The following is a 14,174-nucleotide window of genomic DNA, read 5'->3' as shown; positions in this document are numbered from 1 at the left end:
CGCAAGGCTCCCGCTTGCTAACCTGATAGGTGTTACATGGCAGGCGCAAAAGAGATTCGCAGTAAGATTGCGAGCATCAAAAGCACGCAAAAGATTACCAGCGCCATGGAAAAAGTGGCGGTCAGCAAAATGCGCAAGGCACAAATGCGCATGGCTGCTAGCCGTCCTTATGCGGAGCGTATCCGCCAGGTAATTGGGCATCTGGCCAACGCCAACCCGGAATACCGCCACCCGTTCATGATCGACCGCGAAATCAAGCGTGTTGGTTATGTCGTAGTGAGCAGTGACCGTGGTCTGTGCGGCGGCTTGAACACCAACCTGTTCAAGGCCCTGGTCAAGGACATGGCGGTAAACCGCGAAAACGGCGTCGAGATCGATCTGTGTGTCGTTGGTAGCAAGGGTGCGGCCTTTTTCCGCAACTTCGGCGGTAACGTCGTTGCAGCTATCAGCCACCTGGGTGAAGAGCCGTCGATCAATGATCTGATCGGCAGCGTCAAGGTGATGCTGGATGCCTACCTGGACGGCCGTATTGACCGCCTGTCCGTGGTGTCCAACAAGTTCATCAACACCATGACGCAACAGCCTACCGTGGAGCAGTTGATTCCATTGGTGGCAACCCCGGATCAAGACCTCAAGCACCACTGGGACTATCTCTACGAACCGGATGCCAAGGAGCTGCTCGACGGCTTGATGGTCCGTTACGTGGAGTCGCAGGTCTACCAGGCGGTGGTCGAGAACAACGCGGCTGAACAAGCTGCGCGGATGATCGCGATGAAGAACGCTACCGACAACGCCGGTGATTTGATCAGCGATTTGCAGCTGGTCTACAACAAGGCGCGTCAGGCTGCGATCACCCAAGAGATCTCGGAAATCGTCGGCGGCGCTGCCGCGGTTTAACGGTTCAAATATTCAGAGGATCCAGCTATGAGTAGCGGACGTATCGTTCAAATCATCGGCGCCGTTATCGACGTGGAATTTCCACGCGACAGCGTACCGAGCATCTACAACGCGCTGACAGTACAAAGCGCGGCCGGGACCACTCTGGAAGTTCAGCAGCAGCTGGGCGACGGCGTGGTTCGTACCATTGCGATGGGTTCCACCGAAGGCCTGAAGCGCGGTCTGGAAGTTACCGACTCTGGCGCAGCCATCTCCGTACCGGTCGGTAAAGCGACTCTGGGCCGGATCATGGACGTTCTGGGCAACCCGATCGACGAAGCTGGCCCTATCGCCACTGAAGAGCGTTGGGGCATTCACCGTCCAGCGCCTTCGTTCGCTGAACAAGCAGGCGGCAACGACCTGCTGGAAACCGGCATCAAGGTTATCGACCTGGTTTGCCCGTTCGCCAAAGGCGGTAAAGTCGGTCTGTTCGGTGGTGCCGGTGTAGGCAAAACCGTAAACATGATGGAACTGATCCGTAACATCGCCATCGAGCACAGCGGTTATTCCGTGTTCGCCGGTGTGGGTGAGCGTACTCGTGAGGGTAACGACTTCTACCACGAGATGAAGGACTCCAACGTTCTGGACAAAGTGGCACTGGTTTACGGTCAGATGAACGAGCCGCCGGGTAACCGTCTGCGCGTAGCACTGACCGGCCTGACCATGGCCGAGAAGTTCCGTGACGAAGGTAACGACGTTCTGCTGTTCGTCGACAACATCTACCGTTACACCCTGGCCGGTACTGAAGTATCCGCACTGCTGGGCCGTATGCCTTCGGCAGTAGGTTACCAGCCGACCCTGGCTGAAGAGATGGGCGTTCTGCAAGAACGTATCACTTCGACCAAGGAAGGTTCGATCACTTCGATCCAAGCGGTATACGTACCTGCGGATGACTTGACCGACCCGTCGCCAGCGACCACCTTCGCCCACTTGGACGCTACCGTCGTTCTGTCCCGTGACATCGCTTCCCTGGGTATCTACCCAGCGGTCGATCCACTCGACTCGACTTCGCGCCAGCTGGACCCGAACGTAATCGGCCAGGACCACTACGACACCGCTCGCGGCGTTCAGTACGTTCTGCAGCGTTACAAAGAACTGAAGGACATCATTGCGATCCTGGGTATGGACGAGCTGTCGGAAGCCGACAAGCAGTTGGTAAACCGTGCTCGTAAGATCCAGCGCTTCTTGTCGCAGCCGTTCTTCGTGGCTGAAGTCTTCACCGGTGCATCGGGTAAATACGTTTCCCTGAAAGACACCATTGCTGGCTTCAAAGGCATCCTCAACGGTGACTACGACCACCTGCCAGAACAAGCGTTCTACATGGTTGGCGGCATCGAAGAAGCGATCGAGAAAGCCAAGAAACTGTAATCCCGGCGCCCGGCAACGGGCGCTAATTTAGGTTGAGGCAATCAGATGGCTATGACAGTCCATTGCGATATCGTCAGCGCGGAAGGAGAAATCTTTTCCGGTCTGGTCGAGATGGTGATTGCGCACGGTGCACTGGGTGATCTTGGTATCGCTCTGGGTCACGCGCCGCTGATCACTAATCTGAAGCCAGGTCCGATCCGCCTGGTCAAGCAGGGCGGGGAAGAGGAGGTGTATTACATCTCCGGTGGTTTCCTCGAGGTTCAGCCGAACATGGTCAAGGTTCTTGCCGACACCGTGCAACGTGCTGCCGACCTGGATGAAGCCTCTGCTCAGGAAGCCGTTAAGGCAGCCGAGAAGGCCTTGCATGAACGTGGCGCAGAATTCGATTACGGTTCTGCTGCCGCACGTCTGGCCGAGGCTGCAGCTCAGCTGCGCACCGTCCAGCAGATCCGCAAGAAGTTCGGCCACTAAGGCTGCACTTGTTGTGTGATTGATTAAAAAGGGTAGCCTCGGCTACCCTTTTTTCTTTTCCGATTTTTACAACCCGGTCGCAGCCGCTGACCACCCAGGATTGGTAGCCAGTCATGTCTCTTGAAATCGTTATTCTCGCTGCTGGCCAAGGCACGCGTATGCGTTCTGCTTTGCCGAAAGTTTTGCACCCGATTGCTGGCAACTCCATGCTCGGCCATGTTATCCACAGTGCCCGGCAACTTGATCCACAGCGCATTCACGTCGTGATCGGTCATGGTGCCGATGCGGTGCGCGAACGCCTGGCGGCGGATGACCTGAACTTCGTCCTGCAGGATAAACAGTTGGGTACCGGCCACGCCGTTGCTCAAGCCGTGCCGTTCATTCAGGCCGACACCGTGCTGGTGCTCTACGGCGATGTGCCGTTGATCGAGGTCGACACCCTGCAGCGCCTGCTCAAGAAGGTGGGGCCGCAGCAGTTGGGCTTGCTGACCGTCGAACTGGATGACCCGACCGGTTACGGCCGCATCGTTCGTGATGACGCAGGTAAAGTGACGGCCATCGTCGAACAGAAAGATGCCAACGAAGCCGAACGCAAGATCACCGAAGGCAATACCGGCATTCTGGCGCTGCCTTTTGCCCGTCTCGGCGACTGGATGAGCCGACTTTCCAATAACAACGCCCAGGGCGAGTACTACCTGACCGATATCATTGCCATGGCCGTGAGCGATGGTCTGGTGGTGGCCACCGAGCATCCGCACGACGCCATGGAAGTGCAGGGCGCCAATGACCGCAAGCAGCTTTCCGAACTTGAACGGCATTATCAATTGCGCGCCGGTCGTCGCTTGATGGCTCAAGGCGTGACGCTGCGCGACCCGGCACGATTCGATGTGCGCGGAGACGTAACCGTAGGCCGCGATGTGCTGATCGACATCAACGTGATCCTCGAAGGCAAGGTGGTCATTGAAGACGACGTGGTGATCGGCCCGAACTGTGTGATCAAGGACAGCACCCTGCGCAAAGGCGTGGTCATCAAGGCCAACAGCCATATCGAAGGTGCCATTCTGGGTGAAAGCAGCGATGCCGGCCCGTTTGCGCGTCTGCGTCCAGGTACCGTGCTGGAAGCCCGGGCGCATGTGGGTAACTTCGTCGAGTTGAAAAACGCTCACCTGGGCGAAGGTGCCAAGGCCGGTCACCTGACTTACCTGGGCGATGCCGAAGTCGGGGCGCGCACCAACATTGGGGCCGGCACCATCACCTGCAACTACGACGGCGCCAACAAGTGGAAAACCGTGTTGGGCGAAGATGTGTTCATTGGTTCCAACAACTCGTTGGTAGCGCCTGTGGATATCCTGGCCGGTGCGACCACGGCGGCCGGTTCGACCATTACTTCGACTGTGGATAAATCCCAGTTGGCGATTGGGCGTGCTCGTCAGAAGAACATCGACGGCTGGAAGCGGCCGGAGAAGATCAAGAAGGGCTGAGTTATCCACAACTCCCTTGTAGGAGCGAGCTTGCTCGCGATGAATTCGAGAGCGGCGCATTTTTCCAGAAAGAATGCATCATCGTTCACGTCCATCGCGAGCAAGCTCGCTCCTACAGGTTATCCACAGCTCTTTTTATCGCATGGTGCTTGACGAAGTTTCGCTGATAGGTTTTGATTGCTTCCGTTATCTTTCGAAACGAAACTTACCAGCTTATGTCGAAGCGCAACACACCTCAGCGCCGTCACAACATCCTCGCCTTGCTCAATGAGCAGGGCGAAGTCAGTGTGGATGAGTTGGCCAAGCGTTTCGAAACGTCGGAAGTTACGATTCGCAAGGATCTGGCGGCGCTTGAAAGCAATGGCCTGTTGCTGCGTCGTTACGGTGGGGCGATCACCATGCCTCAGGAACTGGTCGCCGATCTTGGTCAGCCGGTTTCCAAGTACAAGCAAGCCATCGCCCGTGCCGCCGTCGCGCGGATTCGCGAGCATGCTCGGATCATTATCGACAGTGGCAGTACCACCGCCTCCATGATCCCGGAACTCGGACAGCAACCCGGCCTGGTGGTGATGACCAACTCGCTGCATGTCGCCAATGCCCTGAGCGAACTTGAGCACGAACCGGTGCTGTTGATGACCGGTGGTACCTGGGATCCGCATTCCGAGTCCTTTCAGGGGCAGGTTGCCGAGCAGGTACTACGCTCCTACGATTTCGACCAGCTGTTTATCGGCGCCGATGGCATCGATCTGGTTCGCGGTACAACCACCTTCAACGAACTGCTCGGGCTGAGCCGGGTCATGGCCGAAGTCGCCCGCGAAGTGGTCGTGATGGTGGAGGCCGACAAGATCGGTCGCAAGATTCCAAACCTGGAGCTGCCCTGGAGCAGCGTCCATACCCTTATTACCGATGAACGCCTGCCACTTGAGGCTCGCGATCAGATTCAGGCCCGCGGCATCACATTGATTTGCGCGGCTGTCAGTCAGGAGAAATAGCATGTGTGGAATTGTCGGCGCAGTCGCAGAACGTAACATCACCGCCATCCTCGTCGAAGGCTTGAAGCGTCTGGAATACCGCGGGTATGACAGTGCCGGCGTTGCGGTCTACACCAACGACGAAAAACTCGAGCGCCTGCGTCGTCCGGGCAAGGTCAGTGAGCTGGAGCAGGCGTTGGCCGCCGAGCCGCTGCTCGGGCGTCTGGGCATTGCCCACACCCGCTGGGCTACTCACGGTGCGCCGTGCGAGCGCAATGCCCACCCGCATTTTTCCGGCGACCTGGCGGTGGTGCATAACGGCATCATCGAAAACCACGAAGCCCTGCGTGAACAACTCAAGGCCCTGGGTTATGTGTTCACCTCGGACACCGACACCGAAGTCATCGCTCACCTGCTGAACCACAAGCTCAAGGATCTGAGCGACCTGACCGTGGCCCTCAAGGCAACTGTCAAAGAGTTGCACGGTGCTTACGGCCTGGCAGTGATCAGCGCTCAGCAACCGGATCGCCTGGTTGCAGCCCGCAGCGGCAGCCCGCTGGTGATCGGCCTGGGCCTGGGGGAAAACTTCCTGGCGTCCGACCAGTTGGCTCTGCGTCAGGTCACCGACCGTTTCATGTACCTGGAAGAAGGCGATATCGCCGAAATCCGCCGCGACAGCGTGCAGATCTGGGACGTTGACGGCAAGGCTGTCGAGCGCGAAGCCGTGCAGTATCGCGACGGCGCCGAAGCCGCTGAAAAGGGCGAGTTCCGCCACTTCATGCTCAAGGAAATCCACGAGCAACCGTCCGTGGTGCAGCGCACCCTGGAAGGTCGCCTGAGCCAGAACCAAGTCCTGGTACAGGCATTCGGCCCACAGGCGGCCGAACTGTTCGCCAAAGTGCGTAACGTACAGATCGTCGCGTGTGGCACCAGCTACCACGCAGGCATGGTCGCGCGTTACTGGCTCGAAGAGCTGGCCGGCATTCCGTGCCAGGTCGAAGTCGCCAGCGAATTCCGCTACCGCAAGGTGGTGGTGCAGCCGGACACCTTGTTCGTGACCATTTCCCAGTCCGGTGAGACAGCCGATACCTTGGCCGCGCTGCGCAACGCCAAGGAACTGGGTTACCTCGCCAGCCTGGCGATCTGCAACGTCGGCATCAGCTCGCTGGTGCGCGAATCCGATCTGACCCTGTTGACCCAGGCCGGTCGCGAAATCGGTGTGGCTTCGACCAAAGCCTTCACCACGCAATTGGTTGGCCTGCTGTTGCTGACACTTTCCCTGGGCCAGGTTCGTGGCACCTTGGCCAAGGGTGTCGAAGCGACGTTGGTCGAAGAGTTGCGTCGTTTGCCGACCCGTCTGGGCGAGGCGCTGGCCATGGACGGCACCGTGGAAAAAATCTCCGAGCTGTTCGCCGAGAAACACCACACGCTGTTCCTCGGCCGTGGCGCGCAGTTCCCGGTGGCGATGGAAGGGGCACTCAAGCTCAAGGAAATCTCCTACATCCACGCTGAAGCCTATCCGGCCGGCGAGCTGAAACACGGCCCGTTGGCGCTTGTGGATAACGACATGCCAGTAGTGACCGTGGCGCCGAACAACGAACTGCTGGAGAAGCTGAAGTCCAACCTGCAGGAAGTCCGCGCCCGCGGTGGCCAGTTGATCGTCTTCGCTGACGAGAAGGCCGGCATGACCAACGGTGAAGGCACTCACGTTGTGCACATGCCGCACATCCACGACATCCTGTCGCCGATTCTCTACACCATCCCGCTGCAACTGCTGTCGTACTACGTTGCCGTACTCAAGGGCACCGACGTTGACCAGCCGCGCAACCTGGCGAAGTCGGTCACTGTGGAATAAGTTATCCACAGGTGAAAAACCCCCTTCTCAGGGGGTTTTTCTTTTTCTAGGAGGTCGTAATTCGACGCTGGCGCCGCGTGTCCAGCAGATGGACCATGACACAGGCGTACAAGGTCACCAGTATGAACAGGCCCATGCGGATGGCGAAGGCGGTGTAGACGTCCTTGCCCGCCGCACTGTCCTGTACCGATTGGCCGAGCAGAATGATCAGGGTCGCCAGGCTGTTGAGCCAGAAACTCGGTGGCTGTCGGGTCAGGGCCAGGCCGTAGAGTTTTCTGGCCGCCAGCAAACCGAACAGCAGCATCCACAGAAAGAACATCCACAGGTTGACGAACAGGCTCAGCGCGCACCAGAAAAGAATTGCCATCAGGCCACCAAGCAGGGTCGAGCCGAGCAACTCCTGGCCGGCGGTGCGGGCGCTGGTCGCGCAGCTTTGTTGGCCGAGGCTGACGGCTTTCATGATGATCGGCAGGTAGCTGGCCGGGTCGATCATGGCCAGCAGGAAAGTCGGCAGTACCACCAGCGTGGCACGTAGCGCCAGCCAACTGCTTTCGGTTGGAGTAAGGCTCGGGCCGGGTTTGGCCGCGGGGGCACTGGCGGGGTCGGGAAACAGCCAATGGCTGATGGTCAGCGTGGTGACGGCCAGGAACAGCCCCTTGACCAGGGCCACGATCACCTCAAGCGCCAGGGCGAATTCAGCGGTTCCGGCCGAACTGATCAAGGTCAGGCCCACCACCAGGAAAGTCGCCACCAGCGGGTTGCCGCCGCGCAGGCCATAACCGAAGGCCAGGAACAGGCACAGTCCGACCAACAGCACACCGCTGAACGGGTAGTAACGCAGCAGGGGAATGAGCAACAGGCCGGTCCCGGTGGTCAGCATAAGGATCAGGATCAGGCCCAGGCTGGCCTTGAACGGCAATGGTCGGTTCATCGCTGCCAGCATCATCAGCGCCAGCATCGGAGAGAGGAACGGGATGGGCAGGGCCAGACCAAAGCTCGCCGCCAGGCACAGCGCCGTGCCGAAGCTCAAGCGCAGGGCGCGCTGAACCCGGGGCGGGCGCTCAATACGCATAGGACATCCAGCTCATCAGGCGCAGGAACAGGCGACCCAGGATATTCAGCGGGTTACTTTCACTCGGAAATGCCATGACTTCGGCCTGCCCGCCGGACCGGATGCCTTGCGGGCTGGTCAACTCACCGGGCTCGAACTCGATGATCACCGGAAAGCGCTGGGCAGGGCGTAGCCAGTCGCGGCTGTTCTCCACTTTCGGCAGGCTACCCGGCTGAGTGCTCTGACCAACTTCGACGCCATAGCCGACGCTGCGCACATGGCCTTTGAAAATTCTCCCCGGCAGGGCGTCGAGGACGATGGACACTGGCGTCCCGGGCTGGACACTTCCCAGATTGTTTTCGGTCATGTCGGCGCTGATCCACACATCGTGGATGGCGATCAGGGTCATCACCGGCGCACCTGCGGAAGCAAACTGGCCGACATCGGTGCGCAGATCGGTGATCAGGCCGGCCGAGCGCGCGTGGACCTTCGTATTGCTCAAGTCCAGCTCGGCTTTTTCAAGGTTGCTGGCGGCGCTGAGCAACTGGGCGTTTTCGTCTTCGTTACCGCCCTGTTGTTCGCGTGCACGTTGCACTTCGGCCTTGGCCGCGGCGACCTGGCTGATGGATTCTTCCAGGGTTGCGCGGGATATCTCCAGACGTCGCAGCGAGATGGTGCCCGGGTCTTCTCTGTACAGGCGTTCAAGCCGCTGGATGTCCTGGCGTGCCTTGAGCTCGTTGGCCTGGGATGCACGCAGCGACGCTTGTTTGGAGTCGACGCCGGCGGTGTTGGCGCCCACCTGGCGACGGGTTGACTCAAGGTCGGCGCGAGCGCGATCGACGGCAATCTGGTACTGCTCCGGGTTGACTTCAAACAGCAATTCGCCAGCCTTTACGTCCTGGTTGTTGCGTACATGCACCTTGGTCACCCGGCCGGATACCTCGGCGGCCACCGGTACAATGAAGGCCTGCACCCGTGCCTGTTGCGTGTAGGGGGTGTAACGGTCGGCCATCAGGTACCAGACCAGGCTCAGGATGATCAGCACCACCACCCAGTTGATCGCTTTTTTCGCAGGGTCGGCGGCAGGTGTCGGGGCTTTCTCGGCGGCCGGTTGTTGGCTGTCAGTCATTGGCACTTTCCTTCGGTTCGTCGAGCAGATCGCCCCAATCGGTCCGTTCTTGCATTTGTTTGCGGGTGGCCGGGTCGATCATCGGCTGGTCGCTGTACCAGCCTCCGCCCAGAGCCTTGTATAGGGCGATCAGGCTGTTGACCGCGGTGCCACGGTTGACCAGGTAGATATCCTGTTGGGCAAACAGGGCCCGCTGGGCATCCAGCACGCGCTGGAAATCGGAATAGCCTTCGCGGTATTGGGCATTGGCCAGGGTCACCGAACGTTCGGCGGCCACCGATGCATCGCTGAGGATCCGGTCGCGCTCCAGTGCCTTGATCAAGCCGGTCGCGGCATCGTCGGCCTCGCGTGCCGCCTGGCGCACGCTGTCCTGGTAGATAACGATCAGTTGCTGCAAGCGCGCATCCTGCACGCGGACGTTGTTGGTGATCCGGCCGTGGTCGAAGATGTCCCAGCGCAAACTAGGGCCGGCCACCATGTCCAAGGTGTTGGATGCACCGCTGAGTGAGCTGGCAGACCAGACGATGCTGCCCAGCAGGCTGATGGAGGGGTACAGGTCAGTCTCGGCCACACCGATCAACGCCGACTGCGCCGCCACTTGCAGTTCGGCAGCACGAACATCGGGGCGCCGCACCAGCAGGTTGGCCGGCACATCCTGCAAGACCGCAGTATCGAGCAGCGGCACTAAGCCGGTGTTGCGATTGAGGTCAGGGATCGAGCCGGGTGGCTGGCCGATCAGGGTGGACAACGCATTGCGCAAGCTCGCCACCTGGCTCTCGAAATCCGGGATGGTACTGAGGGTGCCCAGGTACTGGGTCTTGGCTTGTTGCAGATCAAGTTCGGCTTCGGCCCCGCTGTTGAACAGGCGCTCGGTGATCTCGTAGCTGCGTTTTTGCAATTTGGCGTTACTGCGGGCGATGGCCAGGCGCGCCTCGGCGGTGCGCAAGGCGTAGTAGTTTTGCGCCAGTTGCGCGTGCAACAGCACCAAGGCATTTTCATAGTTGGCCTGGGCGGCAAACCAGGATGCGTCCGCCGACTCGATGGCACGGCTGAAACGCCCCCAGAAATCCAGCTCCCAGCCGATATCGAAACCGGCGCTGTATTGCCAGAAATGCGTGTCCTGAGGGTTGGCGCCGCCCGATTGTCGACGGTTCAGGTACAGGCTGTCGGCGCTGGCCTGCTGCAATTGCGGGTAGCGTCCACTCAGGGCGATACCCAATTGCGCCCGGGACTCCATGACCCGCAGGCCAGCGAGGTGCAGGTCGGCGTTGTGGGCATCGGCTTCGGCCATCAAATGGTCCAGCACCGGGTCGTTGAACACGCGCCACCATTGGCGGCTGTCAGGTTGCGCGCGTTGTTGGCCGGCGACCTCCAGGGCCGGGCTGTTCCAGTGGTCGACCCAGGGCTGGGCCGGCGACTGGAAATCCGGGCCCAGTTGTACGCAGCCCCCCAGGACGACGGTGCCACAGAGCAGAAGCCGGCTGATGCGAGCAGGGCGTGGCATCAAGCGCAAACTCCTCAGACAGGACGCTGATCGTTCAACGCCTCGATCTCGGGTGTCTCGTTCATTAGCTCGACAGACGGTTGGTCCTGGACCCATTGCCAGAACAATTGGTAGCCCACCGCCAGCGCCACCGGCCCGATGAACAAACCGATGAAGCCGCCGCTTACCATGCCGCCCAGGGCACCAATCAGAATCACCGGCATCGGAACATCGACGCCACGACCCAGCATCAACGGTTTGAGAACGTTGTCGGCCATCCCGGCAATCAGGCTGTAGATGCCAAACACGACGGTGGCCAGGCTGGTCCCTTCGGTGGCGAAGACAAAAGCGATCACCGGAAGGGTCACCAGCAGTACCGGCAATTGCATGATCCCCATCAACAGCGCCACCATGGCCAGTAGCCCGGCACCGGGGACACCCATGAGCACGAAGCCCACACCGACCAGCAACATCTGAATGAACGCGATGCCCACTACGCCCTGGGCGACCGCGCGGATGGTTGCAGTGCAGAGCACGGTAATGCGTGGCCCACGCTCTGGTCCGGAAAGGCGCGAGGTGATGGCCAGGGCGCTTCTTTCGCCGTTTTCGCCATAGGCCATGAACACGCCGGCAATGATCAGGGCGCCGATGAACAACAGAAAGCCCACGCCAACATCGGCCATTTTGCCCAACAAGGTCAGGCCAACGGACTTGATGTAAGGCATCAGCTTCATGAGCACGCTGCTCATGTCGGTGGCGGCCTGCATCCAGTAGCCATAGAGCGGCTCGCCTATGAGCGGCAGGGAAGCGATTTTTTCGCTGGGGAGCGGAATCTGCAACGTATCGGACTTGAGAACCGCCAGGGTGCCCTGGACCGATTCACTGATCGAGGTGCCCAGCAGGTAGATCGGTACCATCAGCAAAGCCAGGGCGACCACCACGATCAGGGTGGCGGCACGACCGTCCTTGTTGACCAGCTTGCGCTTGATGAGCGCATGCAGGGGATACAGGGTAATGGCCAGAATCATTGCCCAGAGCATCAGGTTGAGGAAGGGGTGGAAGATCTGGAAGCAGAACAGTACCAGCACCGTAATCAACCCGGCGCGAATCAGTACATCGAGCAAACCACCGGACAGTGCTCTAGCGGAAATATTAGTGCGCAACATTGTCGAACTCCTTGCTGTGTCACACAGGTTAGCCAGGCCGTTGAAGTTCAACTCTTCCCTACTAAGTGAATCCATAAAGCAGGATCGACGGGCAGCCGTCAAAGCGTTAAAAACCGATAACGCCTTACTTTAAGTAGAGAAAACTTCAATGAGGTACCTACCAAAAACCCAATAGGTAACAGGTGGTTTGTAGTATAGGAGCAGTCGTATATTCCGCCTGTTTATACAGGCTGGAATCCTGCTGCAGTTGATGGGGTCCGCTGCGAGCCCTTGACTGAAGCGGTTTGGAAGCTGAACCAATGGTTCTTTTTCTCTACCGGGCATTTGCCATTGCAGCGGGCTGATCAGAATAATTGCCAACAGTCGCACTCGTCGCAAGAAAATAATCGTCATTAATTATCAATAATCCCCGGTCCGCTTTTTGAGGTTTGTGACACGCTTGGTTTTTGCGGTGCAGGCGCTACAGTGCAGTAGCCCATTGATTTACCTGATGGTCTGGCGCCCAACTATGTTGTTGAACATTTGCGCTTAACATTCCGGCCTTCGGTTGCGGTTTATCTATCTGAAATGAGGACAGTCCCATGGACCGCTTCCAGGAAATGCAGGTCTTCGCTGCTGTCGCCAAGGAGCAGGGTTTTTCGGCGGCGGCGCGGGGTTTGGGTCTGTCGGCGGCCAGCGTCACCCGAGCGGTCGCGGCGCTGGAGAAGCGAATAGGCACACAACTGCTCACGCGTACGACGCGCAGCGTTTATTTGAGCGAGGCCGGTCAGCGATATCTGGAGGATTGTCGGAGAATTCTCGCCGAGGTGCAGGAAGCCGAGGACTCGGCAGCGGGCAGCCATATTCATCCCCGTGGGCAACTGACCATCACCGCACCGGTCTTGTTTGGCGAGCTGTTTGTCACGCCGTTGATGGTGAATTATCTGACGCAATTCCCCGAGGTCTGCATCAACGCGCTGTTGGTGGACCGGGTGGTGAGCGTGGTCGAGGAGGGCGTTGATGTGGCCATCCGCATCGGCGAGCTCCCCGACAGCAACCAGCATGCGATCCGCGTGGGCGAGGTGCGGCGGGTGATCTGCGCATCGCCACAGTTTCTGGCCAGCCATGGTCGGCCCAGGCATCCACAGGAACTGGCCCAGGCGCCGATCATTGCGACATCGGCCATAGGCCAGTTGCGGAGTTGGCCATTCATTGAAGACGGTGAAACCTTGAGTGTGCGGGCTGAACCGCGGCTGGTGGTGACGGCGAATCAGGCGGCCATCACGGCAGCCAGTCTGGGGTTGGGATTCACGCGGGTACTGTCTTATCAAGTGGCGAGCAAGGTGGCTGCCGGTGAGCTGGAAATCATTCTGGCGGACTTCGAACTGCCGCCGTTGCCCATCCATGTGGTCTATCAGGGCGGACGTAAAGCGCCGGCCCGGGTGCGCAGTTTTGTTGATTTCGCGGTGAAGACGCTGCGCGAGCATCCGGCGCTCAAGTGTTGAGTTATTTCACCCAATGAAATAATTGATTGCGTTTTTTGGTGATTCTGCTGTTTTGGTTGAAGGTAGAGTATGCACCTCATCGGCGCTGGTCTCTCCTGAACAGCACCACTCACCCGAGGTGTCGACCATGCAAGCGATCAAACTCTACAACTTCCCACGTTCCGGGCACGCTCATCGTGTCGAATTGATGCTGTCCCTGCTGAAACTGCCGACCGAATTGATCTTCGTTGACCTCGCCAAAGGCGAACACAAGCAACCGGCGTTCCTCGCGCTCAATGCTTTCGGTCAGGTACCGGTGATTGATGATCAGGGCGTGGTGTTGGCCGATTCCAACGCGATTCTGGTTTACCTGGCGCAAAAGTACGGCAACGGTCGCTGGCTGCCGGCTGATCCGGTAGGGGCCGCCAAGGTCCAACGCTGGTTGTCGGTGGCGGCAGGTCCGATTGCCTTCGGCCCTGCCCGGGCAAGATTGATTACTGTGTTCGGCGCGCCTTACAACGCTGCAGAAGTGGTTGCCTATGCCCATACCGTGCTCAAGGTAATCGATCACGAATTGGCCGATACGCCGTATCTGGCTGGCACTGATCCGACGATTGCCGACGTCGCCGCCTACAGCTACATCGCCCATGCGCCTGAGGGCAATGTGTCGCTGGACGAGTACACCAACATTCGTGCCTGGCTGGCCCGCATCGAAGCCTTGCCGGGTTTTGTCGGCATGCCGCGCACCGTCGCCGGCCTGCAAAAAACCGCCTGATGCTGGTGGCCCGGTGTTGCCGGGC

The 14,174-nt window shown here is 59.4% G+C and carries 12 protein-coding genes; 8 read left to right on the top strand and 4 right to left on the bottom strand.

What is annotated here, in order from left to right; translation table 11 throughout:
• Positions 1 to 36: 36 nt before the first annotated feature.
• The 6 genes from atpG to glmS all read left to right on the top strand — a co-directional run bounded on the left by atpG (position 37) and on the right by glmS (position 7,082).
• A complete protein-coding gene (gene atpG / locus KGB29_RS27210; protein WP_008045673.1) occupies positions 37 to 897 on the top strand; it encodes a F0F1 ATP synthase subunit gamma in 861 nt (286 codons plus the stop codon).
• 27 nt (positions 898 to 924) lie between these two features.
• Entirely contained in the window at positions 925 to 2,304 is a 1,380-nt protein-coding gene (gene atpD, locus KGB29_RS27205; protein WP_008002330.1) for a F0F1 ATP synthase subunit beta, read from the top strand.
• A gap of 45 nt (positions 2,305 to 2,349) precedes the next feature.
• Positions 2,350 to 2,775: a F0F1 ATP synthase subunit epsilon gene (locus tag KGB29_RS27200; RefSeq protein ID WP_007969909.1), complete on the top strand. Its 426-nt coding sequence runs from the start codon at positions 2,350 to 2,352 to the stop codon at positions 2,773 to 2,775.
• 113 nt (positions 2,776 to 2,888) lie between these two features.
• Positions 2,889 to 4,256 carry a bifunctional UDP-N-acetylglucosamine diphosphorylase/glucosamine-1-phosphate N-acetyltransferase GlmU gene (gene glmU, locus KGB29_RS27195; protein ID WP_154909741.1) on the top strand — a complete coding sequence of 456 codons (1,368 nt, stop codon included), beginning with the start codon at positions 2,889 to 2,891 and terminating at the stop codon, positions 4,254 to 4,256.
• 215 nt (positions 4,257 to 4,471) lie between these two features.
• Positions 4,472 to 5,248: a DeoR family transcriptional regulator gene (locus tag KGB29_RS27190; RefSeq protein WP_008018362.1), complete on the top strand. Its 777-nt coding sequence runs from the start codon at positions 4,472 to 4,474 to the stop codon at positions 5,246 to 5,248.
• Between the two features lies 1 nt (position 5,249).
• A complete protein-coding gene (gene glmS, locus KGB29_RS27185) occupies positions 5,250 to 7,082 on the top strand; it encodes a glutamine--fructose-6-phosphate transaminase (isomerizing) (protein WP_150812674.1) in 1,833 nt (610 codons plus the stop codon).
• Between the two features lie 46 nt (positions 7,083 to 7,128).
• Here glmS and KGB29_RS27180 read toward each other — a convergent pair whose 3' ends face one another.
• Genes KGB29_RS27180 through KGB29_RS27165 form a run of 4 tightly spaced genes read right to left on the bottom strand, consistent with a single transcriptional unit; the run spans position 7,129 to position 11,911 of the window.
• Positions 7,129 to 8,154: a DUF2955 domain-containing protein gene (locus tag KGB29_RS27180; protein ID WP_150812675.1), complete on the bottom strand. Its 1,026-nt coding sequence runs from the start codon at positions 8,152 to 8,154 to the stop codon at positions 7,129 to 7,131.
• Positions 8,144 to 9,262: an HlyD family secretion protein gene (locus tag KGB29_RS27175; RefSeq protein WP_154909743.1), complete on the bottom strand. Its 1,119-nt coding sequence runs from the start codon at positions 9,260 to 9,262 to the stop codon at positions 8,144 to 8,146. The genes KGB29_RS27180 and KGB29_RS27175 overlap by 11 nt, the downstream gene beginning before the upstream one ends.
• The gene (locus KGB29_RS27170) at positions 9,255 to 10,766 is read right to left on the bottom strand and encodes an efflux transporter outer membrane subunit (protein ID WP_102669468.1); all 1,512 of its coding nucleotides are present in this window, start codon (positions 10,764 to 10,766) and stop codon (positions 9,255 to 9,257) included. Before KGB29_RS27170 ends, KGB29_RS27175 begins: the two co-directional genes overlap by 8 nt.
• Positions 10,767 to 10,780: 14 nt before the next feature.
• The gene (locus KGB29_RS27165; RefSeq protein WP_154909745.1) at positions 10,781 to 11,911 is read right to left on the bottom strand and encodes an AI-2E family transporter; all 1,131 of its coding nucleotides are present in this window, start codon (positions 11,909 to 11,911) and stop codon (positions 10,781 to 10,783) included.
• A 581-nt stretch (positions 11,912 to 12,492) separates the two neighbouring features.
• On the opposite strand from KGB29_RS27165, the gene KGB29_RS27160 reads away from it, so the two are divergent.
• Positions 12,493 to 13,395: a LysR family transcriptional regulator gene (locus KGB29_RS27160; protein ID WP_154860847.1), complete on the top strand. Its 903-nt coding sequence runs from the start codon at positions 12,493 to 12,495 to the stop codon at positions 13,393 to 13,395.
• Positions 13,396 to 13,522: 127 nt separating this feature from the next.
• A complete protein-coding gene (locus tag KGB29_RS27155; RefSeq protein WP_057712671.1) occupies positions 13,523 to 14,149 on the top strand; it encodes a glutathione S-transferase family protein in 627 nt (208 codons plus the stop codon).
• The last annotated feature ends 25 nt before the right edge of the window (positions 14,150 to 14,174 follow it).

Source organism: Pseudomonas sp. BF-B-30, assembly GCF_019956305.1.
GTDB classification, from domain to species: Bacteria; Pseudomonadota; Gammaproteobacteria; order Pseudomonadales; family Pseudomonadaceae; genus Aquipseudomonas; species Aquipseudomonas jessenii.
Note: the sequence above shows the minus strand (reverse complement) of the source record. Positions and strands in the feature narration are given on the sequence as shown.

Bases quoted from the DNA above. Each gene is read 5' to 3' on its own strand.
- KGB29_RS27160 (WP_154860847.1), top strand. From the start codon at position 12,493: ATGGACCGCTTCCAGGAAATGCAGGTCTTCGCTGCTGTCGCCAAGGAG.
- atpD (WP_008002330.1), top strand. From the start codon at position 925: ATGAGTAGCGGACGTATCGTTCAAATCATCGGCGCCGTTATCGACGTG.
- KGB29_RS27180 (WP_150812675.1), bottom strand. From the start codon at position 8,154: ATGCGTATTGAGCGCCCGCCCCGGGTTCAGCGCGCCCTGCGCTTGAGC.
- glmS (WP_150812674.1), top strand. From the start codon at position 5,250: ATGTGTGGAATTGTCGGCGCAGTCGCAGAACGTAACATCACCGCCATC.
- KGB29_RS27170 (WP_102669468.1), bottom strand. From the start codon at position 10,766: ATGCCACGCCCTGCTCGCATCAGCCGGCTTCTGCTCTGTGGCACCGTC.
- glmU (WP_154909741.1), top strand. From the start codon at position 2,889: ATGTCTCTTGAAATCGTTATTCTCGCTGCTGGCCAAGGCACGCGTATG.
- KGB29_RS27190 (WP_008018362.1), top strand. From the start codon at position 4,472: ATGTCGAAGCGCAACACACCTCAGCGCCGTCACAACATCCTCGCCTTG.
- atpG (WP_008045673.1), top strand. From the start codon at position 37: ATGGCAGGCGCAAAAGAGATTCGCAGTAAGATTGCGAGCATCAAAAGC.
- KGB29_RS27165 (WP_154909745.1), bottom strand. From the start codon at position 11,911: ATGTTGCGCACTAATATTTCCGCTAGAGCACTGTCCGGTGGTTTGCTC.
- KGB29_RS27200 (WP_007969909.1), top strand. From the start codon at position 2,350: ATGGCTATGACAGTCCATTGCGATATCGTCAGCGCGGAAGGAGAAATC.
- KGB29_RS27175 (WP_154909743.1), bottom strand. From the start codon at position 9,262: ATGACTGACAGCCAACAACCGGCCGCCGAGAAAGCCCCGACACCTGCC.
- KGB29_RS27155 (WP_057712671.1), top strand. From the start codon at position 13,523: ATGCAAGCGATCAAACTCTACAACTTCCCACGTTCCGGGCACGCTCAT.